This is a genomic window from Sphingobacterium sp. Ag1, assembly GCF_000988325.1.
GTDB lineage: Bacteria > Bacteroidota > Bacteroidia > Sphingobacteriales > Sphingobacteriaceae > Sphingobacterium.
Genome location: NZ_LBGU01000019.1, coordinates 51,694 through 77,527, shown reverse-complemented (window position 1 = coordinate 77,527; position 25,834 = coordinate 51,694). Strand labels below are relative to the sequence as shown.

20 protein-coding genes are annotated in these 25,834 nt (G+C 41.3%); 8 read left to right on the top strand and 12 right to left on the bottom strand.

Features of this window, described 5'->3' with window-relative positions; all coding sequences use genetic code 11:
• Positions 1–116: 116 nt before the first annotated feature.
• On the bottom strand, positions 117–767 hold the full coding sequence (locus AAW12_RS02605; RefSeq protein WP_046672048.1) for a hypothetical protein: 651 nt from the start codon (positions 765–767) through the stop codon (positions 117–119).
• Between the two features lie 146 nt (positions 768–913).
• Positions 914–1,618 carry an NUDIX hydrolase gene (locus AAW12_RS02600; RefSeq protein WP_046672047.1) on the bottom strand — a complete coding sequence of 235 codons (705 nt, stop codon included), beginning with the start codon at positions 1,616–1,618 and terminating at the stop codon, positions 914–916.
• Positions 1,619–1,948: 330 nt separating this feature from the next.
• Here AAW12_RS02600 and AAW12_RS02595 point away from each other — a divergent pair, with 330 nt between their 5' ends.
• The 8 genes from AAW12_RS02595 to AAW12_RS02560 all read left to right on the top strand — a co-directional run bounded on the left by AAW12_RS02595 (position 1,949) and on the right by AAW12_RS02560 (position 13,711).
• A complete protein-coding gene (locus AAW12_RS02595) occupies positions 1,949–3,637 on the top strand; it encodes a ribulokinase (protein ID WP_046672046.1) in 1,689 nt (562 codons plus the stop codon).
• A gap of 17 nt (positions 3,638–3,654) precedes the next feature.
• The gene (locus AAW12_RS02590; protein WP_046672045.1) at positions 3,655–4,347 is read left to right on the top strand and encodes an L-ribulose-5-phosphate 4-epimerase; all 693 of its coding nucleotides are present in this window, start codon (positions 3,655–3,657) and stop codon (positions 4,345–4,347) included.
• Between the two features lie 39 nt (positions 4,348–4,386).
• A complete protein-coding gene (araA, locus tag AAW12_RS02585; protein WP_046672044.1) occupies positions 4,387–5,889 on the top strand; it encodes an L-arabinose isomerase in 1,503 nt (500 codons plus the stop codon).
• Between the two features lie 69 nt (positions 5,890–5,958).
• Positions 5,959–7,659, top strand: coding sequence for a sodium:solute symporter family transporter (locus tag AAW12_RS02580; protein WP_046672043.1), 1,701 nt, complete (start codon positions 5,959–5,961; stop codon positions 7,657–7,659).
• Positions 7,660–7,754: 95 nt separating this feature from the next.
• Positions 7,755–8,903 (top strand): aldose epimerase family protein, encoded by a 1,149-nt coding sequence (locus AAW12_RS02575; protein WP_046672042.1) that lies wholly within the window; start codon positions 7,755–7,757, stop codon positions 8,901–8,903.
• Between the two features lie 10 nt (positions 8,904–8,913).
• Positions 8,914–10,458: an alpha-N-arabinofuranosidase gene (locus AAW12_RS02570; RefSeq protein WP_231585188.1), complete on the top strand. Its 1,545-nt coding sequence runs from the start codon at positions 8,914–8,916 to the stop codon at positions 10,456–10,458.
• Positions 10,459–10,695: 237 nt separating this feature from the next.
• Complete coding sequence (locus AAW12_RS02565) at positions 10,696–12,657, top strand: alpha-L-arabinofuranosidase C-terminal domain-containing protein (protein ID WP_046672040.1); 1,962 nt, start codon at positions 10,696–10,698, stop codon at positions 12,655–12,657.
• 1 nt (position 12,658) lies between these two features.
• Positions 12,659–13,711, top strand: a complete 1,053-nt coding sequence (locus AAW12_RS02560) for a glycoside hydrolase family 43 protein (RefSeq protein WP_053003502.1) — start codon at positions 12,659–12,661, stop codon at positions 13,709–13,711.
• Positions 13,712–13,766: 55 nt separating this feature from the next.
• Here AAW12_RS02560 and AAW12_RS02555 read toward each other — a convergent pair whose 3' ends face one another.
• From AAW12_RS02555 to panD, 10 genes are all read right to left on the bottom strand, one after another.
• Positions 13,767–15,749: a DUF294 nucleotidyltransferase-like domain-containing protein gene (locus AAW12_RS02555; RefSeq protein ID WP_231585187.1), complete on the bottom strand. Its 1,983-nt coding sequence runs from the start codon at positions 15,747–15,749 to the stop codon at positions 13,767–13,769.
• The gene (locus AAW12_RS02550) at positions 15,691–16,311 is read right to left on the bottom strand and encodes a 3'-5' exonuclease (RefSeq protein WP_046672039.1); all 621 of its coding nucleotides are present in this window, start codon (positions 16,309–16,311) and stop codon (positions 15,691–15,693) included. The genes AAW12_RS02555 and AAW12_RS02550 overlap by 59 nt, the downstream gene beginning before the upstream one ends.
• 178 nt (positions 16,312–16,489) lie before the next feature.
• Positions 16,490–17,062 carry a DUF4136 domain-containing protein gene (locus AAW12_RS02545; RefSeq protein WP_046672038.1) on the bottom strand — a complete coding sequence of 191 codons (573 nt, stop codon included), beginning with the start codon at positions 17,060–17,062 and terminating at the stop codon, positions 16,490–16,492.
• Positions 17,063–17,341: 279 nt separating this feature from the next.
• Positions 17,342–18,985, bottom strand: coding sequence for an NAD+ synthase (locus AAW12_RS02540; protein ID WP_046672037.1), 1,644 nt, complete (start codon positions 18,983–18,985; stop codon positions 17,342–17,344).
• Positions 18,986–20,231: 1,246 nt separating this feature from the next.
• The gene (locus AAW12_RS02535) at positions 20,232–20,825 is read right to left on the bottom strand and encodes an FKBP-type peptidyl-prolyl cis-trans isomerase (RefSeq protein ID WP_053003501.1); all 594 of its coding nucleotides are present in this window, start codon (positions 20,823–20,825) and stop codon (positions 20,232–20,234) included.
• A 218-nt stretch (positions 20,826–21,043) separates the two neighbouring features.
• Positions 21,044–21,730, bottom strand: coding sequence for an FKBP-type peptidyl-prolyl cis-trans isomerase (locus AAW12_RS02530; RefSeq protein WP_046672036.1), 687 nt, complete (start codon positions 21,728–21,730; stop codon positions 21,044–21,046).
• 75 nt (positions 21,731–21,805) lie between these two features.
• A complete protein-coding gene (locus AAW12_RS02525) occupies positions 21,806–22,273 on the bottom strand; it encodes a thioredoxin family protein (protein ID WP_053003500.1) in 468 nt (155 codons plus the stop codon).
• A gap of 14 nt (positions 22,274–22,287) precedes the next feature.
• A complete protein-coding gene (locus AAW12_RS02520; RefSeq protein WP_046672035.1) occupies positions 22,288–24,624 on the bottom strand; it encodes a TonB-dependent receptor in 2,337 nt (778 codons plus the stop codon).
• A gap of 373 nt (positions 24,625–24,997) precedes the next feature.
• Positions 24,998–25,360, bottom strand: coding sequence for a hypothetical protein (locus AAW12_RS02515; RefSeq protein WP_046672034.1), 363 nt, complete (start codon positions 25,358–25,360; stop codon positions 24,998–25,000).
• A gap of 120 nt (positions 25,361–25,480) precedes the next feature.
• The gene (gene panD / locus AAW12_RS02510; RefSeq protein ID WP_046672033.1) at positions 25,481–25,831 is read right to left on the bottom strand and encodes an aspartate 1-decarboxylase; all 351 of its coding nucleotides are present in this window, start codon (positions 25,829–25,831) and stop codon (positions 25,481–25,483) included.
• Between the last annotated feature and the right edge of the window lie 3 nt (positions 25,832–25,834).

Sequence of the window (25,834 nt, the reverse complement as noted above, 5' to 3'; positions counted from 1 at the left end):
ATCTTTTGTTCGTTTCTACGAACTGAACCGGATTAAAAAAATCGACCTGTAACAGGATGCTTCCTGGATTCGTGACAGGTCAATTTTTTTAATCTGCTGTTTTATGAAAAACAGGGCTAGATTTTTTTGTTCAGTTCATCTTGCAGCTGTCGCTTGAGCAGTTGTTCTTTTTCCATTGCCTTTTTGCGGAAAGTGGCGAACTCTTCTTGTGATTGCTCCGCGGTCTTTTGAAATTCCACCGTGTCCACTTTCGCTTTCCGATAAGAAAATAAAAAGATAAATGCTGCTGCTGCCAATACCGCAATGATCGTCCAAACAACAGTGCTATAAAAAGTTTTTGATGTATTGATTCCCAAGAAAGAAAAGCTTTCTGTTTTTTCTTTCTCCTGCGCCAATTGATCCTTTAAAACTTGAATAGAATCTTGCAACGTTTTGGTATTCGAGGTATAGTTGCTTGAAGATGATTTCAACGAGCTGATTTCTTTTTGAAGCTTTGCTACAGTATCAATTACATTTCGTTTCACAATATCGAGATTGGTTTTTCGCACCATCTTAAAATCATAGTTATTTTTCGAAATATAATTCAGGTGGTCAAATTGATTCGCCAAGCTTCCCTTTCTTAATCCATCCGGACTATATTTAAAGGCATTAGCCTGTTGCGCTGCTGCGGTAGCCGGCGCAGCAACAGGGGTTTGTGCCTGTAATCCTGTATATGATGAAATAAATAAAATCGTAAAGAATATAAATGCTAATCTCAATTTGCTCATGTTGTTTATTTTATAAAATGCGTTTATTCAACATATCCTAACTGCAAAAAGGATATGCTCGTGATAAATATAAGGAATTATTGAAAAAACGAAAATTGAAAGTGAAATATATTCCTATTCCTATGCCTGATTTGCATGCTATTTAATTATGATTCTATTGACCAGCTGGGTAAATAACGTAAGAAGGACATGATTTTTTCCTTATAGATAGCGGTATTTAGTTTGAAATAGTAAGCTCCTTTTTTTGAATTTTCCTTATCCTTTTCTTCCAGTTTGATGATGAGATCTGAGGAAAGCAGTTTTCGGCTGAAATTTCGCTTGTCCAACTCAATATTGTAAACACCCTCATAAAGTGCTGCAATTTGGGGAATCGTGAATTTCTCGGGAAGCAGTTCAAATAATATCGGATATAAGGCTGCCTTCATGCGTAGGCGATGCTGCGCCGAAGCGATCATTTGGTCATGGTCGAAGATCAATTTGGGATGTTCCCGCAATGGGAACCACTGCGCTTCGTAATCGTCACTTAGGATATGTCTGTATTGCTGCGTATCAATCAGCGCAAAATAACAGATACTGACAACGCGATCGCTAGGCTCGCGCTTCGGTTCTCCGAATACACTACATTGCTCCATGTATACATTTTCAAGTCCGGTTAACTGTTTAAGCACCCTGCTCGCGGCCTCTTCGGGACTTTCGTCGGATTGAACGAATCCACCCATTAGACTCCATTTATTTCTTTCTGGTTCGAAATCGCGTTTAATTAAAAGTACTTCCAGGGATTCTCCGTTAAATCCAAATATGATACAGTCTACTGCCAAAAGGATCCCTGAATCTTTTTTATAATATTCCATCGTCTATCGTTTTATCTTTTTATCTGACTTCATCCCATTTATTTCATGAGCAAAACTATGTAAAAAAGTAAATAGCTAAAAATAAGTATAATAATTGTCTGACACATCCCTTTAAAGGCTTTTGTAAGCCAATATTGCGGGCTCGGGTTAATCATAATTTGCCGCCATGAAGTTAGCTCAATTTTTTAAATATGAAAATTTTCTTTCATATTTAAAAAAATAAATGTTTATTTGACACTAATTATTTTTTCAAGGCATACTTCGGAAAGGGGAGGATTGGAAAGTAAGGCGTTAGAGACAATTATAAGTTATAAACCAAATTCAGCAAAAATGAATAAATCGTATGTCATTGGGGTGGACTATGGAAGTGATTCAGTCCGGTCGGTGTTGGTTGACGCTAGCAATGGCGAGGAAATAGCTGCTTCCGTATTTTACTACCCGCGTTGGAAAAGAGGGGTGTATTGTGATGCTGCTTTAAGTCAATTTAGACAACACCCTTTGGATTATATCGAAGGCCTGGAAGCGACAATAAAAGACTGCTTGCTCAAATCGGGGCTCGACAATATCGGCTCGGCTGTAAAGGCTATTTCCGTAGATACAACAGGATCTACCCCTGTTGCCGTTAACGCAGCGGGGGTTCCATTGGCGTTGTTGGACGAGTTTAAAGACAACCCCAATGCCATGTTTGTTTTATGGAAAGATCATACAGCCGTTAGAGAGGCTAAAGAAATCAACCTGCACAATCAAAATAGTTCGGTGGATTATCTGAAGTATGTAGGCGGAATATACTCCTCGGAATGGTTCTGGGCCAAATTACTTCATGTTTTTAGGACTGATGAAAAGGTGCGTGCCGCCACCTATAGCTGGGTGGAGCATTGTGATTATATTCCTTTTCTATTGACTGGCGGAACACAGGTGTCCGCTATGAAACGAGGGGTTTGCTCAGCGGGGCATAAGTCGCTTTGGGCTGAAGAATTTGGTGGATTACCTCCGAATTCCTTTTTTTCATCACTAGATCCGTTGTTGGACGGTTTGGTCGATCGTTTATTTTCTGAAACCTATACAGCTGACAAACCTGTTGGCCAACTTTCCGAAGAATGGGCGCAACGACTAGGTCTCACAACAGCAGTTGTTGTTGGTGTAGGTGCATTTGACTGCCACATGGGGGCAGTTGGAGGACAAATTGAGCCCTATTATCTGAGTAAGGTGATGGGGACATCAACCTGTGATATGTTAGTTGCTCCAAGAGAAGAGGTTCAGGATACCCTGGTGAAAGGGATCTGTGGTCAGGTAGACGGTTCCATTATACCGGGAATGATTGGTATGGAAGCTGGACAGTCGGCATTTGGTGATGCTTACGCCTGGTTGAAACAGGTGTTGCTATGGCCAACGAAAAATTTGATACAAGATGTTGAAGAGATCGATGAACGGACGCGGGAACAGTTGATCGCAACGTTGGAAGAGAAACTATTGGTCAGTCTAAGTGAGCAGGCTGCGTTACTTCCCGTAACAGAAACATCTGAATTAGCTTTGGATTGGCTCAATGGCCGCCGAACTCCGGATGCAGATCAATCCTTGAAAGGAGCGATCACAGGCTTGCACCTCGGAACAGATGCGCCGCGGATCTTCAGAGCGATTGTCGAAGCGACTTGTTTTGGCGCCAAGGCTATTGTTGACCGTTTCGTGGAGCAGGGTATTCCTGTGAAAGGCTTGATCGGTTTAGGCGGAGTCGCCAAAAAATCACCTTTCATTATGCAAATGATGGCCAATGTGATGAATATGCCTATCCGTATTCATAAAAGTGAACAGACTTGTGCCATTGGCGCAGCTATGTTTGCCGCAACAGCTGCTGGTTTATATGAGCGGGTCGAGGATGCCATGAAGGCAATGGGACAAGGTTTTGAACGGACTTATATCCCTGAGGAAAAATGGGTGTCCATTTATGCCGAGCGCTATGCACATTACCGGGCGCTGGGTGCTTTTGTCGAAGGAAAGGAATCGCTCGCCATTACTGTTTAACCATTCAAATTTTAATCATGTATAATTCAATTAAAGAAGAAGCCTACCATTGCAATATGCAATTGCCCCAGCTGGGATTGGTGCTTTTTACATTTGGAAATGTGAGTGTTGTCGACCGTCACCATGAAGTTTTTGCCATTAAACCCAGTGGGGTCCCTTATGAGGAGCTTACACCGGAACATATGGTGATTGTAGATTTTGATGGTCATGTGGTTGAGGGTAATCTTCGGCCATCATCAGATACGAAAACCCATGCCCTATTGTATAAACAGTGGAAAGAGATTGGCGGTATAACACATACACACTCCACCTATGCGACAGCATGGGCACAGGCACAGCGGGATATTCCCATTTTTGGAACGACACATGCCGATCATTTGACCGTCGATATTCCTTGTGCCCCACCAATGCACGATGAGATGATCGCCGGAAACTACGAACATGAAACGGGGTTTCAAATTATTAATCACTTTGTCGAAAATAAGCTGGACTATCAAGAAGTGGAAATGATTCTGGTTGGCAACCACGCGCCGTTTGCTTGGGGTAAAACCGGAATAAAGTCTGTCTATAACAGTGCGGTGTTGGAACAGGTGGCGAAAATGGCTTGGTTGACAGAACAGATCAACCCGAATGCACCTCGATTAAAGCCTGCATTGATCAAAAAGCATTACGAACGGAAGCATGGAAACAATGCCTATTATGGTCAATAATGCTGAATAATAAAAAATAGAGCAAAAACTACAATTAACATGAATATCAATTTAAAAGAACTTGAGGTCTGGTTTATCGTTGGAAGCCAAGATCTATATGGAGAAGAAACCTTAAAACAAGTGGCCCTACATGCTGAGGAAATAGCCCATTATTTAGATACCCAAGCGGTGATTCCGGTAACGGTAAAATATAAACCGATCGTAAAAAATACAGACGAGATTTATGCAACATTGGCAGCCGCCAATAGTGAAAAAAATTGTATTGGGGTCATTACCTGGATGCATACCTTTTCACCGGCAAAGATGTGGATTAGGGGATTAAAAGCACTGCAAAAGCCATTGTTGCATCTGCATACGCAGTACAACCAGGATATCCCGTGGCATAGTATCGATATGGATTTTATGAACCTTAACCAAAGTGCACATGGGGATCGTGAATTTGGACATATCGTTAGCCGCTTAAAAATAGCGCGTAAAGTCGTCACTGGCCATTGGCAAGATGCGGAAGTATTGGAACGGATTAATGTTTGGGCGCGTGCAGCCGCAGGCTGGCATGACTGGCAAGGAGCCAAATTTGCACGCTTTGGTGACAATATGCGTTATGTGGCTGTCACAGATGGCGATAAAGTAGAGGCAGAGTCGCAATTTGGTTTCGCTGTAAACACCTATGCCATTGGGGATCTCGTGGAGGTGATTAACGCGAGTACTGAAGCGGAAATCGCGGCATTATTAGTAGAGTACGAAGCAACTTATGAGCTAGCCGAAAATGTGAAAGCTGGCGGTGAATATCGTGCTAACCTCATCGAAGCTGCTAAGATAGAAATTGGCCTACGGAAGTTTTTGGAACAAGGAGACTTTAAAGGTTTTACGGATACTTTTGAGGATCTGCATGGCATGGTACAACTTCCGGGCCTGGCGGTACAGCGTTTAATGGCTGAGGGTTATGGTTTTGCCGGTGAAGGGGATTGGAAGACGCCAGCTTTGGTGCGTGCTTGCAAAGTAATGGGAGCAGGATTACCGGGTACGACGGCATTTATGGAAGACTACACCTATCATTTTGATCCGCAGAATCCCATGGTACTTGGCTCACACATGTTGGAAGTGGACCCCGCATTGGCAATTGGAAAACCACGAATAGAAGTGCATCCACTAGGCATTGGCGGCAAGGCAGATCCTGCTCGCTTGGTTTTTAATGGCCAAAGTGGTGATGCATTGAATGCTTCTTTGGTCGATATGGGAACGCGTTTCCGTTTGATCGTAAACAAAGTACAAGGTGTTGCTGTAGAAGAAGAACTCCCTAAGCTTCCTGTCGCACGGGTGTTATGGAAACCGCTGCCCGATATGAAAACAGGTTGCAGTGCCTGGATTGTGGCTGGGGGTGCGCACCATACTGCCTACAGCTTGAGCTTAACACCCGAATACCTGGAAGATTTTGCACGTATTGCCGGACTGGAATATGTATTGATCGACGAGGACACTACGGTAGCAAGACTCGAAGATCAATTGAAATGGAATGAACTGTATTATTTACTGAGTAAATAATAAACTAAGCCATTTATACCTGTTCTTCGCGGTATAAATGGCTTATTGATAATAACCAATTTGGGAAATATGGAAAAATTTGCAACGGTAGATTACATCATCTTCGTAATTTACTTCTTTATTGTAGCCGGCTATGGCTATTGGATTTATCGTAAAAAGACGAATAGTTTAAGCAGCAGCAAGGACTACTTTCTGGCGGAAGGATCACTGACCTGGTGGGCCATAGGCTCTTCGTTGATCGCATCGAATATTTCTGCCGAACAGTTTATTGGCATGAGCGGCAATGGATTTGAGGTCGGTATTGCTGTAGCTGCTTACGAGCTCATTGCTGCGGTAGCGTTAATTATTGTTGCGGTTTGGTTTATTCCGGTCTATCTGAAAAACAAGATTTTCACGATGCCTCAGTTTTTGAACAACCGATACAATGAAACGACGAGTCTCATCATGGCCATCTTCTGGTTGTTTTTGTATGTTTTTGTCAATCTGACATCTATCCTGTATCTCGGGGCAATTGCCATTTCGAGTATGGCCGGAGGTGGCGACAGCTTCCACACCATTACAGTTGCTTTAGCCGTATTTGCCGTCATCATTACGCTGGGGGGAATGCGTGTTATTGGTTTCACAGATGTTATTCAGGTTGTTGTATTAATTATTGGCGGTATAGCGACAACCTATGTGGCATTGACCTTGGTCAGTGAACATTTTGGTTTAGGACAGGATGCCTTAGCGGGATTTAATAAACTGATGGAAGATTCGCCGGAGCATTTTAACCTATTTGTCGATAAACCAGGGCCAGGGGCCAGTCAGGAAGATATCAATAAGTATCTGATGCTGCCTGGAATAGGAATGTACCTTGCGGGGATCTGGATTGTCAACCTAAATTACTGGGGTTGTAATCAATACATCACACAACGCGCTTTGGGAGCCGATCTAAAGACTGCACGCACGGGGATTCTTTTTGCGGGATTTCTAAAATTGTTTATGCCAATTATCGTTATGCTTCCGGGGATAGCCGCTTATGTGCTATACAAAAATGGTGCGTTACAACACGAAATGGCTCCTGGAGGAGTGTTTCACGCCGATAATGCATATTCAGCGATATTGGGCTATCTGCCCAATGGAATGAAAGGGCTTGCGCTGGCGGCGCTTACAGCGGCTATTGTGGCCGGATTGGCCGGAAAGGCCAATAGTATCGCAACGATCTTTACATTGGATATCTTTAAAAAATACATCAATAAAGATGCGAGCGAAGCAAAAATGGTGTGGGTTGGAAAGATAACCATCGTGATCTCTATTCTACTTTCTGTTTTGTTTACCTGGAATGATGCGCTGGGCATCGGTGGTGCCGGCGGATTTACTTTTATCCAAAAATATACAGGCTTCATCAGCCCCGGTGTTTTTGCGATGTTTTTGCTAGGGATGTTTTGGAAAAGGACAACGGGTGCAGCCGCTATTACAGGCCTTGTTACGGGATTTGCGTTGTCTATATTTTTCAATGAGTTTGCAACAAAGGTTTTCGGACCAGAGACATGGATCTACACGGCATATCTCAACAAAGCGGGCATTTATGAAATACCATTCCAGATATGTATGGGACTCGCATTTGTATTTACAATGATCGCTATGATTGCTGTGAGCTTATTTGGACCAAAGGTTAATCCAAAAGCTTTTGTATTGGATCGGTCGATGTTTAAAGTAGAACCATCCGTATTGGCATTAATTGTTGTGACTTTATTGTTGGTGACCGCTATCTACGTGCGTTTTTGGTAGAAATGTTGCCATTTGAATAATTAAAAAATTATGAACCATTCCTAATGAAAATTAGGAAGCCTCCGTCAGACCGATGGGGTAAAACTTAATTACAGATGAATAAGAAAATTATTATTGGTTTGTTGACTTGTGCTTCATTGGCTTATGGCTGCCAATCTTCATCAACTCAAAGTAAGCAAGCAGCAACGATGGCTGATTCTACTTCCAGCCCGGCTTTCGACAGCCAGATTGATGGTAAAGAAGTTAAACTGTTCCAGCTCAAGAATGATAAACTCGCCATTACGTTGACAAATTATGGTGCACGTCTTGTGAGTTTAAAAGTCCCGGATAAGAACGGTAAAGCGATTGATGTGATTTTGGGCTATGATTCGGCCAAAGAATACAAGGATAACTATAATAATTTTTATGGCGCCATTGTAGGGCGTTATGGTAACCGGATCGGGAAAGCATCATTTAAACTGAATGGTGAGGTGTATACATTGGAAAAGAATGATGGCGAGAACTCACTTCATGGCGGTAACAATGGCGTTTACAATAAGGTGTGGGATGTCGTTAGTAGCACTAATACATCAATCACATTAGCCTACACCTCACCTGATAAAGAAGCGGGGTATCCAGGAACGGTCAAGATGGAGGTTACCTACACCCTGGAGGACAACGGTGCTTTGGCCATAGCCTATCAGGCGACAACAGATAAAGAGACGGTCTTAAATCTGACCAACCATGCGTATTTTAACCTCAATGGGGCCGGAGATTCTTCTATTTTGGATCATGAACTTCAAATTGATGCAAAGGCAATTACCGAAGTTGATAATACCTTGATCCCAACAGGAAAGAGCTTGCCTGTCGCGGGCACCGCATTCGATTTTACCAAGCCGACACGCATTGGCGCTCGTATAGAAGATCAAAATGCACAACTGAAGATTGGAAAGGGCTATGACCATAATTTTGAACTCAACAAGAAGGATGGTTTCCAGAAGGTCGCACAGGTGTATGCTACAAAGACAGGTATTGAAATGGACATCTACACAACCGAACCAGGCTTGCAGTTTTACAGTGGTAATTTTATGAAGGATTCGGATCCTAAAGGGAAAGAGGGAAAAGTGTATCCATTTCGTTCTGCCTTCTGCTTGGAGACACAACATTTTCCAGATGCACCAAATCACCCCAGTTTTGCATCCACGGTGTTAAAACCTGGTGAAAAATATAGTTCAAAGACAACCTATCAATTTAGTGTGAAATAATAAAATCGATATGATGAAGCTAAGATTAAAATTAGGCGTTGTTTTTACGCTGGCCACTGGATTACTGTATGGACAGAGTAGTGTAAGATTGGAAACACCACAGCAGGAGCAGATTATAAGTCGACATATCTATGGACATTTTGCCGAACATTTGGGGCGCTGTATTTATGATGGATTTTATGTCGGTGAGAAAAATGACTCGATTCCCCATGCCGACGGCGTCCGGAAAGATATCATCGAAGCTCTTAAGAAGTTGAATATTCCCAATTTACGTTGGCCGGGGGGCTGTTTTGCCGATACGTATCATTGGAAGGACGGAGTCGGGCCCAAAGCACAGCGTCCCGCTATGGTAAATAATTGGTGGGGTGGTGTGACAGAGGATAATTCTTTTGGTACACATGACTTTTTGAATATGTGCGAATTGCTTGGTGCAGAACCTTATCTAGCGGGTAATGTGGGGAGCGGTGAGGTGCAGGAGCTTGCCGACTGGGTGCAATATGTGAATTTTAAAGGTGAGAGCCCTATGTCGGATTGGCGACGAAAAAATGGCCGGCAGGAACCTTGGAAGGTAAAATTTTGGGGCGTAGGAAATGAAGCCTGGGGCTGTGGCGGAAATATGACTGCCGATTACTATACCGATATCTATCGCAAATACGCGACTTTTATGTCGGACTGGACCAATGGAAGCGGTTTGTATCGAATCGCCTCGGGGGCGAATAGCGCTGATTATAATTGGACAGAAACACTCATGAAGAAAATTCCAAGTGGTTTGATGAAAGGCATGGGACTTCATCACTATGCGGTGATTAACTGGGATAAAAAAGGCTCTGCGACCCAATATTCGGAGGAAGAGTATTTTAAAACCATGAAATCAGCTTGGTTTATGAATGAACTCGTAGAAAAGAATATTGCCATTATGGACAAATACGATCCGAAAGGACTTGTGGATCTGATCGTAGACGAATGGGGCGGCTGGTATGAGGTTGAACCCGGTACGAACCCTGGTTTTCTCTATCAGCAAAATACCATGCGTGATGCCATGATTGCCGGCATGACATTGAATATTTTTAATAACCATGCCCGTCGGGTGAAGATGGCCAATTTAGCGCAGGCAGTGAATGTATTGCAAGCTGTTATTCTAACCGAGGGGAAGAATATGATTTTGACACCGACTTATCATGTGATGGAGATGTATAAAGTTCATCAGGATGCCAAGTTAATTCCTATTACGCTTCAATCAGCGGATTTTGAATTTAATCAGGAGAAAATTCCGGCCGTATCGGTTTCGGCATCACAGGACAAACAGGGCCGCACACATATATCCTTGGTAAATATTGATCCGAAAAAGAATAATAAGGTAAAGGTTGATTTAGGTTCGGTGAAAGCTGGAAAAGTAACGGGTCGAATACTTACCGCGGACAACCTACGCGATTATAATTCCTTTAAGAAACCCGCAACAATTGCACCTGTTGTGTACAATACGGCCAAGGTTGTAAACGGTACTATTGAAGTGGATATTCCGGCATTTTCAGTTATTGTATTGGAATTAATATAAGATGTTGTGAATATCTATTGATTCGATGGTGGTAAACCAATAAATGAGCTAATGAGTGCGTTAATCCCATTGAAAGTAACTGGAAACGTACCGCTAAAGACCGTGAAATACCGCATTGATCCCTTGGAAAATAAAGGGAAATAGACCACAAATACCGTGAGATTACCTGATTGATTAAGGGTAGTAAACCAATAAATGAGCGTAATAAGCTCATTTAATGAACAAATAAATACATAGATGAAAAAAATTGTATCGTTGATGCTAGTGCTGGCAAGTTTAGGTTTTTCGGCAGCTGCACAGTCACCAATCACGTTAGATATTGCACTGGATAAACCTGCAGGTGAAATATCGCCACATATGTGGGGCGTCTTTTTTGAGGATATCAATCTTGGGGCAGACGGTGGGATCTATGCCGAATTGGTCAAAAATAGATCATTTGAGTTTGATCAACCTTGGATGGGCTGGAAGAAGCTTGAAAATGGTGCCGAGGGTACTTATTTACTGCTGAATGATAGTAAACGTAAGGGAAATAAACGCTATCTAAGATTAAACAATACGGCAAATCTAAGATTAGGGCTGCAAAATGAAGGTTTTAGAGGAATGGGGGTAAAAGCGGGAGCAAGCTATGAGTTTTCGTTGCAGTACCAGCGTGCTGCTAAAGGAATGAAAGTGCATGTTGAACTTATCGATCAGCAGAACAAGGTGATTGGGAAAGCTGAACTTCCGCTTGAACCCGTCGCATCCTGGACGGAAGCTGCGGTCAAATTACCTGTCAACCAAACGACAGATAAAGCGAAATTAAATATTTGGTTTACAGGGACGGGGACTTTAGAGGTCGATATGTTGTCCTTATTTCCAGTGGACACCTGGAAAGGTAGACCAAAGGGGCTTCGTAAAGATATGGTTCAGATGCTTGCCGATATGAAACCTGGCTTTATCCGTTTTCCTGGCGGCTGTATTGTTGAAGGGAGAGATTTGGCCAATCGGTTTCAATGGAAAAAAACGGTTGGACCAATAACGGAAAGGGAATTGATTATCAACCGCTGGAATACCGAGTTTAGCCATCGTCTGACACCTGATTATTTTCAGACCTTCGGTTTAGGATTTTATGAATACTTTTTGCTGGCGGAAGATATTGGCGCATCTCCGGTGCCAATTCTCAATTGCGGTATGGCCTGCCAATTTAATACCGGTGAAGTGGTACCCTTAGATGAGCTGGATACATATGTTCAAGACGCTTTGGATCTGATTGAATTTGCTAACGGCACAACAGCTACAAAATGGGGGAAATTACGGGCGGATATGGGACACCCTGAGCCTTTCCATCTCAACATGCTGGGGGTTGGAAATGAAAATTGGGGCCCGCAATATATCGAGCGGTTAACCGTCTTCAAGAAAACGTTAAACGAAAAACATCCGGAGATCAAAATTATCGCCAGTTCGGGTACCGATCCCGAAGGAGATCGTTTTGACTTCTTAGATGATAAACTGCGGGCGATGAATATCGATATCATTGATGAACATTATTACCGCCCACCATCCTGGTTTCTGTCGAGCGCCAATCGTTATGATAATTACCCTAGAAATGGAGTGAAAATCTTCGCAGGGGAATACGCTTCGCATACCACGCGACCAAATGGTCCTGGAAAAAGTACCTGGGAGGCAGCTCTTTCGGAGGCAGCTTTCATGACTGGTCTGGAACGAAATGGCGACGTAGTGGAAATGGCGTCTTACGCGCCATTATTCGGTCATGTCGATGGCTGGCAGTGGTCACCTGATTTAATTTGGGTGGATAACTTGCAGGTATATGGAACACCGAGCTACCAAGTTCAAAAATTATATGCGACCAATAAAGGGACAAGCATTGTTCCGATCAAACGGGATGGTGAATTCGTAGCGGGCAAAGATAGCCTATATGCTTCGGCAGTATATGACACAGCTGCGCGACAGCTTATCGTGAAAGTCGTCAATTACAATAGTAAGCCGATGAAAGTGAACCTTGCCATAGATTCGAAGAAAAAGCCTGCTGCGACAGCAGAGAAAATCACCTTGGCCAATGCCAACTTAAACCTGAGTAACAGTATCGAGGAACCATTGAATATCCGTCCAAAGCAAAATACAATAACTTATAAGGGGAAGACGATTGTTGAAACATTTGAACCTTACTCCTTGACCTTGATAAAATTGACCGTAAAATAAGATGAATATTCGCATACTCTTTTTTACAACCCTGATGCTATTTGTGCATAACTTATTTGCACAGGCGAAGGAATCGGATCTGGCCGCTTACCTCATGGTTTATTTTAAGGATGATAGCCATGGCCTGTATGTTGCAGTCAGCCAGGATGGCTATTCTTTCACCGATATCAATAAAGGAAAACCAATCATTGCTGGCGATAGCATTGCACAGCAGAAAGGTATTCGGGATCCCTATATCATGCGCGGAAAAGATGGCTATTTTTATATGGTCATGACGGATTTACATATCTACGGACAAAAGCAAGGATATAGAAGTACAGAATGGGAGCGCGATGGCATAGCATTTGGATGGGGCAACAACCGCGGTATTGTCTTAATGAAATCGGCTGATTTAATTCAGTGGACCCATACGGAGCTCTACTTGGAGAAAGCCTTTAAAGGCTGGGAAAATGTTGGCGCCTTTTGGGCTCCCGCACTCATCTATGATGATCGTACTGGTAAGATGATGATCTATTTTACCATGCGGTTTGGCAATGGACTGAATCAGCTCTACTATGCCTACTTAAATAAGGAGTTTACAGCATTCGAGTCAGAACCACAGCTCTTGTTTCAATACCCCAAATCAAATAAAAATTACATCGATGGCGACATGACGAAAGTGGGTAATAAATACCATCTTTTTTATGTTGCCCATGATGGTGTTCCAGGCATTAAGCAAGCTGTTTCAGACCACCCGAATGGACCCTATCAGTATGATGATCGTTTCTATGATCCTGAGTCGGAAGCCTGCGAAGCTCCGAATGTGTGGAAAAGGATAGGGGAAGAAAAATGGGTGTTGATGTATGATATGTATGGGATATCGCCACATAATTTTGGCTTCAGTGAAACCACAGATTTTAAAAATTTTGTTGATCTGGGACACTTTAATGAAGGTAAAATGAAATCGACTAATTTCACTTCGCCTAAACATGGTGCTGTCATCCCAATAACAAAGCAAGAGTTGCAGCGATTAGCAAAGCATTGGCAGTTTGATTTGTCTTTGCCAAAAAAATAGAAGCGCGTTAGCGCTGATCTTCGTACCTTATTGCCTTTGTATGACAATAAGGTACTTAACCAAATAAATTGCTGGTGAATTTCAGCTTAATACCGAGTTGAAAATTATGGATTGTTTTGAAGATCTCTTTAATTGTCGCCTTTTCGATATTGGTCAAGCTATCGATAGGTACATAATTGTTGGGCGCCAATTTAGCAATACGGATCTGGTTGGCTTGATTTTTCAAACGGATCGACATCAGGTAATAATAGGATTGATTTAACTCCTCGTACTGTTCTTGTGTGAAGATGCCCAATTCAAGAAGCTGTTTTAACCTACCACCGGTATTTTCTTCATAAATTCTGTTTTGCAGTGCGTAAACCCGGACTAAGTCAACAATGGGTGTCATCGCTTTCTTGATATTGAAGACTTCAGAAGAACCTATTGTTTGCGTTTTTATTGCCTTGAAAAATGTGAGCGGCGGTTCATATTGCAGCGCATTCTTTGCAATGAATGTAAAAAAACGCTCGTTGGGTTTTTGTAGCTCAATATTCAGGAATTCCTTGAGTTGATCAATTATATCCTGGTCGCCATATAGTCGCCTACAGTCGAAGAACGTTGAAAATTTAATTGCATTCTCGGGAATACTTTCTTCAATCCATTTTTTGTAATTTTTCTTCCAATGCGACAGGGAATGTGTCCATTCGGGATTACTGGCCATATATCCTCCGGTACAGTAGCTAAAACCGATGGTATTGAGATGATCCGATACGCGACTGGCAAAATGGAGAAAATACGCGCGTACGAGCTCCCGTTGTTCGTTTGCTTTATCTTCATAAATAATGGCGTTATCCTGATCAGTCATTAACGTTTGTTCTTTCCTTCCTTCGCTACCCGTTACCATAAATACAAATTTTGCGGGTGGCTCGCCCATTTCCCCGATCACTTTTTCAATTACTTTAAGGGCAATACTGTCGGCAACGGTCGTAATAACCTGGTTCGCAATCTCGGCATTTACACCCCTACCGAGCAATTGGTGAATAATCTCGGGAACATTGTTCCATTTTTCACGCAACTCATCCAGCGTTTCGGCGAGTTTAACCGATTGAATGAATACGAGCGGAGACTGCCCCTGTTCACTCAATAGCCGATTCCGACTAAGGAAACCGATATAATTGCCTGCCTTCTCGACAAGGAGATACCTCGATTTCGTGCGGAACATCATCAGTACCGCCTCGTAAAGATAGGCCTGATCGGAAATACTGACAATGGGGTTATCCATAACCTGAGCGATAGATTGTGTTGCCGGAATCTGCTGGGCCACGACATTGTCTCTTAAGGTAATATCGGTTGCATAGCCGAGAATCTGCTCCTCCTTTTTAATAAATATGCAGCTTACCTTGTGTTTCGCCATGGTCTGTGCAGCCTCAAAGATGGGGGTATCGGGTGTACAGGATACGATATCTTTATAGGTAATATGCTCAATTTTGCGCGAATAGAGTTGGTCTGCCGCAAAGTAGCTTTCCTCAAAGGAAGCTGGCGACTTCACAAAATGAGAAAACTCCTCATCTAACATTCTTTTTCCAAAGGAATTGGTGAAAAAATGGAAAAACTCTTCATTCGCATTACACAACTCAATAAAGTCTTTTCGGGGTAAACGATAAATAATTGTACCTTTTTTCGCAATAACAGACTTGAGTGCTTTTGTTCGGTTTAATAAGACCGATATTCCACCAAAACAATACGGCTTATGGTGTATCTCGACCAATCGTTTATTATCGGAAACATCCAGAAAGAACGTTTCATATTCACCTTCGAGGATTAAATCAACACCATCCATATCGGTAATGTTCTGCCGATAAACTAAGGTATCTTTGGAAAAACGATGTTCATTGAATCTGTCGACGATACTCAATTGTAGGGTTTCGGGCAGAATTTGAAATGGCTGAGTCGATTTCAGTAGGCGTAGTATAGCGTCGGGGTTTTTCATGGAAGTTACATTAACAGATGTTTTCGAATTCAGCTTGCTGATGTTGTATGTCCTGATCGGATAATTCATCTTTTCGAATCATTTCAAAATAACATTTAGCGGTAATCTCGGCATCTTTTTCTGCATTATGCATTTCGGTCGCTGGACTCGAAAATAGCGTTTCATGTAGCGATGAAAGTGGAAGATGTACCATATTCGGATTTCGAACGTATTTTTTGCTATGCAACAAGGTGCAAAAGTATGCTAAGTTATGAAATGGAATAGCCAAGTTGGATCGATAGAATTCGGCTGCTAATACCTGCAGGTCGAATGATAGAAAATGGCCGATTAACTGCGGCTTATATTTTTTGATGTCATGACTGAATTTCCGTAATACGTCTTTTTTCTTCCCACCATATTTCATTAGAAAAGGTGGTGTCAATCCATGAATCTGTTCGGATGCAGGACTAATTGGTATTAACGGCTCGTAAATATATTTATTGGTTCGTTTAACTTCCTGTTGGTCTTCGTCGTAGATGATCCAGGCCAATTGTAAAATATGGGGCCAATTGTCACTGTCCATATAACTCTTGTTCCATTTTTTCGGTAAACCAGATGTTTCCGTATCTAAGAATAGCAAATATTTTTTCAATGAATTGTCGGTAATTAATAATTAAAAATAGTCAAAATTTGCCAAGGAAAGATGGTAAATCAGCTTATATTTTTGCTGTGGGAGCGCAGGGGGGCAATGATGCTATCTAATAATTTTAGTTACACTAAAAAGGCTGATTTATTTTGTAAACCAGCCTTTTTTAAAATGAGAATATCTCTTATTTCTTTATAGTTTTTACAGGAAATAGGTCAATAACACCTTTTGCAACCTTGCTGATGTTATTAATTGCCTTTTCAGGATTATCAACATCGCCAGAACCACGTGCCTGCCAGATTACTGCGTTTGTTTTGCGATCGATGGCTTCGATAATCAAATGGCCATATCGATAGCGTTCTTTTGCAACGGGGTAATAGCCGCCGCCATAGTAGTAAGGTGAAAACCATGGACGGTACCAGCCCCAGGGACCACCCCAGCCGTAATAACCGCCGCCACCATAAATTAAACGGCTTTTATTGTTGACAATGGTAATATACCGAAATAGTAGATCAGGATTATCTTTAGAATATTGTAGACCCTTTGCCTCCAACGCAGTATTCGCGGCATCCAGGATATTGGCTTTGGCGATATCGTTGTCAAAATAAGACTTCGAAAGCGAGTCTACCGGAGGTAACCAAGCATAGGTCTTGAAAGGAGTAAAATCCATCTTTTCTACCCGAGTGGTATTGTATTGATAAGACGAACATGATGCGAGTGCAACGCAAAGCACCAAAAACAATAGAATCTTTTTCATCGTAGTAATTTATTTATCAACTGTGATGAATCTACCATGAGTATTTTGTCGTCGCATTGGACAACCACACTCACGATGGTTCATGGCCTATATGGAACTTATATTTATTTAACTAATTTGTTTTATTCTTATCCGCATACCTTTCAATTGTAAAATAATACAGTTGACGGTCTTTATGGCAATCGTTTTCACTTTCCGGGATGCTACCATCCTTTCCGATTTTGCAATCTATTACTTTAGACAAAAAACTAGAAATATGGTTTAATCCGAATTGTAAAATTAATAAGGATATTTTGCCACCAACGGAATCTGTCTTCCTGGACCAAAAGCTTTTGGACTAACACGCAGTATAGGAGGAGCTTGAAAACGTTTGAATTCCGCATTATTAACCAATTTACATACCCTTTCTACTAACGATTTTTCAAAGCCCATTGCTACAACTTCAGATCCTGCTTTCTCATTTTCGATAAGCTCAAAAAGAATTTGATCCAATAAGTCGTATTCCGGTAAGGAGTCCGAATCTTTTTGATCTGGTCGAAGTTCCGCAGAAGGTGCCTTTTCAATGGTATTGATTGGAATGATCTCCCGTTCTCGATTGATATAGCGTGCTAAATCATAGGCTTTGGATTTGTAAACATCACCGATCACGGAGATGGAACCTGCCATATCACCATAGAGTGTGCCATATCCGACAGCAGCTTCACTTTTGTTGGATGTATTGAGTAAAATATTGCCGAATTTATTGGAAACGGCCATCAAAATGACCGCACGTGCGCGCGCTTGAATATTCTCTTCAGTCGTATCTGGCTGTAGCCCTTCAAAAAGAGGGGCTAGACTATGTTCGTAGGCATTCGCGATATCTTTGATCGGAACGATATAATGTTTACAGCCGGTATTGTTGACGAGATCCAGTGCGTCTTTTATCGAATGGTCAGAAGAGTAAACGGATGGCATCAGTATGGCTAACACATTATCGGCGCCCAAAGCCTCACAGGCCAAGGCGGCGACTAAGGCCGAATCAAGCCCACCGGACAAACCTAAAACCGCCTTTTTGAAACCAGATTTTTGAAAATAATCACGAAGGCCAAGGATCAATGCATCGTGTATAAGAGCTATTTCGGAAATCGGTTCTTTTGAAGAAGCCGTGGTGGACGTTATATTTTGTTGACGATAGGTGACAAATTGAAGATCTTCTTCAAAGCTTTTTAGTTCAGCAATTTTTGTTCCTTCATTATTCAGGGCGATTGAACGGCCGTCAAAGATAATATCCATGTGAGCGCCAATCTGATTGACATAAATGAGCGGTCTGCCAGCCTTTGTTACCTGCTGGCTGAGGACCTTGATCCGTTCATCAAAATGGGTATAGGAAAAAGGGGATGCCGCAATGTTGATGAGGAGGTCTGGATTTTCTTTTCTCAATTCCGCCATGGGATCACCAACGTAAGAATTGCCCCCTTCGTCATCATCCCACAAATCTTCGCAAATGGTTAAGGCAATTTTTACGCCATTCAACTCGATACAATCAAAACGTCTGCTGGGTTCAAAATAACGATATTCATCAAATACATCATAATCGGGCAAAAGGCCTTTTTTAACAATGTTTCGGACAGATCCATGTTCAATAAATACGGCGGTATTATAAAGCTCTTTGCCCTCCGGGTCGCTGTTTTTGACCGGGGCTCCAATGATACAGGCGATATCCTGACAATGGGCTGCGATTTGATGAATAGCTTCATCGCATTGACGTTTAAAGGCCTTACTCCGTAAAAGATCCTTGGCAGGGTAACCACCAATTGCGAGCTCGGCAAAAATAATAAGATCGGCCGTTGCTTCTTTGGCCTGTTGGATCGCGCTAATTATTTTTTTAGTATTTGCTTCAAAGTTACCGATATGGTAATTTAACTGTGCTAAAGCTATTTTCATATGCTATCAATCGTCTAACTAAATAAGATACCAATTGATGTTGGATCTTCTCACAAATTTATTTCTTTTTTTTGATACTCTGCCCGCACTTATGCGAATAAAAGCGCTAAGATTTTATAGGAGGAGGCTGGGGGATTAATAGCCATGGTTTAAGCATGCACGGTGGCTCGGGTGTTGAACCGACTTTGTCCGTCACGCAAGGAATTGGCCGCTGACCACGTTACGGAGATCTCATTGCCAAGTTCGGTCTGTAGGCGAAGTGCGTGTACAGTAAATCCACGTGGAGTCCACCTTTTGAGCTGCTGTCAGTGTAGGTGCATATTTTTTATAGTCAGAGCAAGTGGAGGTTGGGGACAACTTGCTTATACGTTATTTACAAGAAACTATATGGAAAATTGCAAATAAGCACCGGTTGGCTATGCAGCTCACTGATTGAAAATGTTTGACAGTAGAAGGCGAGGGGATAGGGAAATACGTTTAAATGCACAAGAACATGCTAAATTGTTTTAACATAATTTTAACAACGTTAAATGCTGTTAAATTTCTTGACATGAACACAGATCTGTAGTACCTTTGATATATCAAAAGAAACGAAAGATATTAAAAATAATATATAAAGAACTTTTCATAATTTAGGTTAATAATTGGTTAGGTAAAGCTCGGAGTTCCCCACTTCGAGCTTTTATTTTTTCTAAAAACACTTTTTCGGGTTATATTTCAATTTCCTCCTTTTAAATTAATTTAAAGTGTTGTTTATCATGCTATTACCGCACAATAGGGATCCTTTTGTTCCATAAGGCCCCTTCCTTTTTTCTCTTTCATTTTGTTGCAGAAAATTAGGGTTATATAGTGATCAAGTTAACACTTTAGACAGTGCTTGTTCAGTGATCGTTCAGTGCTTGTTCAGTGATTGCTCAGTGGGCACTGAATTACCAGTGACTGATCACTGTCTAAAAATTGATTGAAAATTGTTATTAGATATAAATAAGTATTGAGATATATCAGTATTAATATCAATCTTACTTTTAAGTTTTTGGATAATTTTGCTAGCATTAAAACTATCGCCGATAAACAGATTAATCGTTATTTCTTAGTTTGAAGAGATTGCGGGAGTATACTTCCCTATAGAGGGGGGGCGATATGATGCTGTGAAGGTGTATATTAGAAACCTGATTGAACTAAAAAGCTCCTAAAATGATCTCATTTTAGGAGCTTTTATGCTTTATTGCTTCAGAAGGGGCGATAATTATTTGATATCTGTTACTTCAATGACAAAATCCAATGGTGAGTTTGCCGGAATAGTTCCGACAGCCTGATTTTGGTATCCATAAAGGGAAGGTGCCATGATGTGAATTTTACTACCCTTTTGTAGGCCTTTTTCCGTTAAGCCGCCCAATTTCATGTCACCGATTTTTTGTGGTGCAAATGCGAAGGTCCAAGCAGGAATAATGGTGCTATAAAATGGATATTGATACCCTGTGTTTGTGATGATTTCAAATTCCTTGGCAGTATCAGTTTGATCAAATACACTTCCATTCAATAATTTTCCAACATATTTTACAGTCGGTTTAAATTTTAAGTATTTGCCATTTAATGTGTCAACCACTTTATACTCATAATTTCCGCTTCCTTCGGTAAGAATTTCATACCAAATTCCTGTTTCGCTGTTGTATTGGGCTTCAGGGTAATTTTTGCTAACGTAATTTTTAAGTGTTACAGAATCCGTCTTAAATTGAGCATTCGCATCATAAACCGGAGCATCGTCACTTTTGTTACAGCTGATGATAAGGAAAGCGATTGCTGCAATTCCCATGAATAGTGGTGATAACAGTTTTTTCATTGTATTTTCTTATTGGTTTTTCAAGGAAAAGCTATTTTCTTTATGAAAGTAGCTTTGCAAATGTATATTAATTTTTCTTCGTTAAAAGTTTTCACTGTAAGAATTAACATTTTGATACAGTAATTTACACTTCTAAGCGTCGACTACGGCGGTGGTTGCTTACAAAAAAGCCATTCTCACGATGAAAATGGCTTCGATGAATGCATTGTTAATGTTTCTTAGTTGGAAGTAGCAGCTCCAATAGTCAACAATTCAATTGTATATACGACAGGTGTATTTTTAGGTACTGTCACCTTCTCACTGCCTTTGGTATATTCAGTTTGATCAAACGTATAATATGAAGGGGCAATAAAAGTTATTTTATCTCCCTTTTGTAATCCTTTTGGAAGTAAACCGTGTGGATAGTAATCTCTTCCATCTTGTTTAATAGTAGGAGGCGTAAATGCTCTCATCCATGCAACATTATAGATACTGAATGCATTGTAGATATTGGTGTAATTTGCCGGCGTTCCTGTAGCGCTTTTGTCGAAAACAGTTCCGTCCATGAGCTCTCCTTTAAAGTTAAATGTTGCAGCAAATGGTGTAATCGCAGCACCACTATTTGTTAACGTGATACCATAAGTATACGGTGTAGCGGTTTCTTTGGCATATTCAATTTTGTACCACATTCCTTTTGAAAGCGAAGAGTCTGAACGCATAGCATCGTTACCCCATTTTTGCCTTGCGTAAGCTTCCAAAATTGGAGCTTGAATTTTGTATAGCGAGTCTTGTCTTGCTTTTTCTTTTTTTACCGCTTCTTCTTGCTGTTTGTAATAGGCATCCCAATCAAAATTATCTTTGTTACAAGCCGTAAAAAGAACCCCCAGACACAAAAACGCCATTAATAATTTCGTGATATTTTTCATAATTTCTTAAAGTGAGTATTAATTATAAAATCCAAAACGCAGGAATAGTGGAGTTCGCTACAATTACATGTTAAATTATTCTAAAAATACGGCTAACTCCTTTGAATTCAGATATTTTTGTCGTATACTTTTTAAGCGAAATTCGCTGTCAAAACGTAGGAGGGTTGGGAAAATCATTTTTCTCCCTTGTAGCAATTGTAAAGCTAATGGATGATATTGTCCTGTTTTTTTCCTTTTGCTTAAGGGCTCCCATATACTTTGATCAAAAGCAATCTCAGCGATAGATTCTGCGTCGAGCTTCACCGCGTAGTAGCGCTTGTTGATTAATTGGACAATCTCCTTTTTTGTAAAGATTTCCTGTTCCATTTTTCGACAATAGCTGCACCAATCTGTATGAATAAAGAGCAGTGTTTCGCGTGGTGAAACAGCCAGGAGTGAATCCAATTGTGCAAAATCGATCCAATTTATCCGCTCCTGTCCATAGTGACAGAGCGGATAAAAGAATAGGATCACTAGCACATATATTTTATGGAAATGCTTCATATCCCAAATTTATGTTAATGAAAATGACCAACACGAAGTCCAAACGTGTAGGTACGGGGGCGTGTTGGACCATAGATATAGTCTGAATCACGTAGCGCCCCCTTGTCGAAGTCCTTCTGAAATGCATTGAACATGTTTTGTACACCACCAAAAATTTCAATGCTGAAATCCTTATGTATTGGAAAGGTGTAGCCCAGACGGAGATTTAATTCCACAAAGTCCCGGGCATTTTTGAGGGTCATCACATCATTTTGAATGTGTGGAACAATCATTTTTCCCGTGTACACTCCGGTCAGATCGATCGCAAATTGTTTGGTCGCTTTCAGGTTGGTATTCATATAGCCATAAATGTTGGGCGTACGGACATATTTCTTGGTGAGGATATCCTGCCCATCTTCTTTTCCTGTATAGATCAGTTGGTCTTTCTTATAGCGTGAGCGCTGGATCGTCCCGCCGGTTTGGAAAGAAAACCAGGAGGATGGCGCGATATTGATTTCAATATTGGAACCATACACCCGGGCCCCTTCACCATTTTGCATTTCCTGGATAATCAATCCATCTTTTTCAGACGCCATGACGTTGACAAACTGATTGTTTAGATCCGTGTAAAATCCCTCTACCAGTAAACTTGTTTGTACATTTCCAAAATTTTTGTTGTAGCTAAAAGAACCTGTATACGCATTGGAGTATTCTGTTTTCAGATTTTCACCGATCAATACAAAGACTTGGTTTCCGCCAATGGAAGTGACATGCATGTCCTCATTAAATGCCTGTGGCGCACGGAAGCCACGTGCATAACCCCCTCTAAATTGGAGATCTTTTGTGATATCGTATAAGATGGTCAACCGTGGGCTAAAGGTGCCAAAGCGCTGATCTGAGTTTCGGTTTATCCCTGCAAGACTATATTTGCCGTCTACATAGGTGTAATCATATCGCGCTCCAATTAACGTTTTAAAATTACTTAAAGGTTTCCATTCGTATTGGGCATAACTGCCTAATCCTTTATTCTGCTGATCGATGGTTCGTTTATACCCCGGTATTTCATCCTGGGTATCGTTGTATGAAAACTCCACTCCGGCAGTAAATACATCTCTTTCAAAGTTGTAGGTATATTGTCCCCCGGCAACCAGCGCGATATCATTTGTTTTTCCATAGGCATTTGCGGCTAATGTGCTGTCGGCAAGTGTCGTTCCACCTCCAAGACCACCATAGTAGCTGTCGCGAACAGTTTTCTGCACAGAGCCATACAAGGACATTTTTTGCTTATAATCGGTGGAATAATGATCGTAGGTGATTCCGCCAACAAGCGAACTGGTTTCCAATTGCTCGGTGATTTGCGTCAGATGGGGTACTTTATCGAGTTGATCACCACCGCGGCGGAACTCATTCACGGTGCTAAAGTCAACCGTTATCTTATCCAGATCACTCGGCTTGTAAAATAATTTTGTGCCAAAAGTGGTGTTACGAAGTTTGGTTATTTCCGAAAAACCATCACCATTCGCATCGTAAGCTTCCCGATTGCGGTGCATGCCGTAGAATGTGGCTCCTCTTTTAAGATCTTCCGAAACGGTTGAGGTATTAAAATCAACGGTATTATCCCAGCTTTTGCCACCAATAAATGAGTTGGTAGATTTGACCTGCCAGTCGTTTTCTATAGGATCTTTTGTAATAATATTGATTGTTCCTGCAATGGCATTGGCACCAAATAAGGCCGAACCGCCGCTGCGCACAACCTCAATACGATCGATCATACTGGTGGGGATCTGATCCAAACCGTATACGCTATTTAGTGCGGAAAATACCGCCCTACTATTGATCAATATTTGTGAATAGGGGCCTTCGAGACCATTAAGCCGGACTTGTGAAAAACCGCAATTCTGGCAATTGTTTTCTACCCGTACACCCGGTTGATAATTCAATGTTTCCGACATAGCGACAGATTGTGTCGCATTAAATAATTTGGGACCAATGACATTGACCACCACAGGAGCGTCCTTACGTTTCACGCCATAGCGTGTAGCTGAAACCACAACCTCATCCAAATTGAGGTTGTCTTCCTCCAGTTGGATTTGCAATGGTTCCTTCAACGTGTCTAAAGAGATGACTTTGCTTAAGGAGCGATAGCCTACAGCAGATATAGTTAAGGTAACTTTTTGCGTAGGTATTGCAGACAGCTTGAAGTAGCCATCGGCATCGGATGTTGTCGCGAGCTTGCTGTTTTTTAAGGTCAGGGTACCGGAAGGAACCGCTTCATGATTTTTATTGAACAAGTAGCCTTCAAGTTTTGACTGGGCGTATATAGTGGATGTACCAGCCAGTAATGTGGCCAATAAAGTGTATTGCTTTAGCATCGTAATTTGATAAAAAAATTTAAACATATATAAGCCTCATATAGCGAGGTCTATTCCTATTGCATAAATGGCGTTCGAGGTATTGCGATCTTATCGAAAACAGGTGAATGGCTTGTTTTTAGTAAGGTGCTTTATACCAAGCAGCGTACTGAACTTCCAACAAGGCTATTCAGCAAACGTTGTCGCCATTGTGAAAAGACAATGCTCGAAAAGGAGGCCATGAAAAGATGGTATCAAAAGACATTTATCGATAGGTGTTACATTCCGTAGCTACTGGACCAATCAATTAAGCGCATAGCTAGCATATTGTTTTTTATACAACACGAGTTTGGTCATCCAGGATTACAGGCCTTCGAAGTCTTTGATTTTTGGTTTATGCTAAGCTGGGGGGACCACGTAAGTGGTAATGATCGATGGTTGTGGTGATCGCTTCCGGACAAAATAAATGATAGCGTTCCTCTTTTACTTCACGCGGAATAGGAAGCTCAAGGACGGTAAATTCAGTTTGTACGTAGGTATTGTGATAGATGACATTGAGGTATTCGATTTGGTCATCTGTTTCTTGCGGCTTTTGTTTCTTGGTAAAATCATAAGGGTGGGTGTGCATAACAATCTCACCGGTTGATTTTACCTCTTTGTGCATAAAAACAACACCCGAAATAATAATCAGCGACATTAATACCAATTGGCAAAATGCGATAAGCTGACGTGGGGATTTCGTTGTTTTTCGGTACATAAAAAAGCGTTACTTTTTAGGGTAACGCTTCAAAAATACGATTTTATTTTGTGAGTATTCGTGATCCACTCATTAAAAAATTATAAAGTTTCTATGTGCTAAGCTTAACTTGCTTCCTGATTATTTAATCAGATGATTGTTGTCGTCTGGAAATACAATGGAAGGTTTAAACTGCTTAGCTTCCTCAAAATCCATGTTTGCGTAGGAAATGATGATGACGATGTCGCCAACCTGAACGAGGCGAGCCGCAGCACCATTCAAACAGATAATGCCTGATCCACGTTGCCCTGGGATGACGTATGTTTCAAGACGGGCTCCATTATTGTTGTTTACGATTTGAACTTTCTCGTTAGCGATGATATTTGCGGCATCCATCAAATCTTCATCTATCGTGATACTACCCACATAATTCAATTCCGCTTGTGTAACTTTAACGCGGTGAATTTTGGATTTCATTACTTCTATTACCATGGC

What these genes read in the sequence shown, in the direction of transcription:
- AAW12_RS02605 (WP_046672048.1), bottom strand. Translation starts at nt 767, where the DNA reads ATGAGCAAATTGAGATTAGCATTTATATTCTTTACGATTTTATTTATT.
- AAW12_RS02600 (WP_046672047.1), bottom strand. Translation starts at nt 1,618, where the DNA reads ATGGAATATTATAAAAAAGATTCAGGGATCCTTTTGGCAGTAGACTGT.
- AAW12_RS02595 (WP_046672046.1), top strand. Translation starts at nt 1,949, where the DNA reads ATGAATAAATCGTATGTCATTGGGGTGGACTATGGAAGTGATTCAGTC.
- AAW12_RS02590 (WP_046672045.1), top strand. Translation starts at nt 3,655, where the DNA reads ATGTATAATTCAATTAAAGAAGAAGCCTACCATTGCAATATGCAATTG.
- araA (WP_046672044.1), top strand. Translation starts at nt 4,387, where the DNA reads ATGAATATCAATTTAAAAGAACTTGAGGTCTGGTTTATCGTTGGAAGC.
- AAW12_RS02580 (WP_046672043.1), top strand. Translation starts at nt 5,959, where the DNA reads ATGGAAAAATTTGCAACGGTAGATTACATCATCTTCGTAATTTACTTC.
- AAW12_RS02575 (WP_046672042.1), top strand. Translation starts at nt 7,755, where the DNA reads ATGAATAAGAAAATTATTATTGGTTTGTTGACTTGTGCTTCATTGGCT.
- AAW12_RS02570 (WP_231585188.1), top strand. Translation starts at nt 8,914, where the DNA reads ATGATGAAGCTAAGATTAAAATTAGGCGTTGTTTTTACGCTGGCCACT.
- AAW12_RS02565 (WP_046672040.1), top strand. Translation starts at nt 10,696, where the DNA reads ATGAAAAAAATTGTATCGTTGATGCTAGTGCTGGCAAGTTTAGGTTTT.
- AAW12_RS02560 (WP_053003502.1), top strand. Translation starts at nt 12,659, where the DNA reads ATGAATATTCGCATACTCTTTTTTACAACCCTGATGCTATTTGTGCAT.
- AAW12_RS02555 (WP_231585187.1), bottom strand. Translation starts at nt 15,749, where the DNA reads ATGAATTATCCGATCAGGACATACAACATCAGCAAGCTGAATTCGAAA.
- AAW12_RS02545 (WP_046672038.1), bottom strand. Translation starts at nt 17,062, where the DNA reads ATGAAAAAGATTCTATTGTTTTTGGTGCTTTGCGTTGCACTCGCATCA.
- AAW12_RS02540 (WP_046672037.1), bottom strand. Translation starts at nt 18,985, where the DNA reads ATGAAAATAGCTTTAGCACAGTTAAATTACCATATCGGTAACTTTGAA.
- AAW12_RS02535 (WP_053003501.1), bottom strand. Translation starts at nt 20,825, where the DNA reads ATGAAAAAACTGTTATCACCACTATTCATGGGAATTGCAGCAATCGCT.
- AAW12_RS02530 (WP_046672036.1), bottom strand. Translation starts at nt 21,730, where the DNA reads ATGAAAAATATCACGAAATTATTAATGGCGTTTTTGTGTCTGGGGGTT.
- AAW12_RS02525 (WP_053003500.1), bottom strand. Translation starts at nt 22,273, where the DNA reads ATGAAGCATTTCCATAAAATATATGTGCTAGTGATCCTATTCTTTTAT.
- AAW12_RS02520 (WP_046672035.1), bottom strand. Translation starts at nt 24,624, where the DNA reads ATGCTAAAGCAATACACTTTATTGGCCACATTACTGGCTGGTACATCC.
- AAW12_RS02515 (WP_046672034.1), bottom strand. Translation starts at nt 25,360, where the DNA reads ATGTACCGAAAAACAACGAAATCCCCACGTCAGCTTATCGCATTTTGC.
- panD (WP_046672033.1), bottom strand. Translation starts at nt 25,831, where the DNA reads ATGGTAATAGAAGTAATGAAATCCAAAATTCACCGCGTTAAAGTTACA.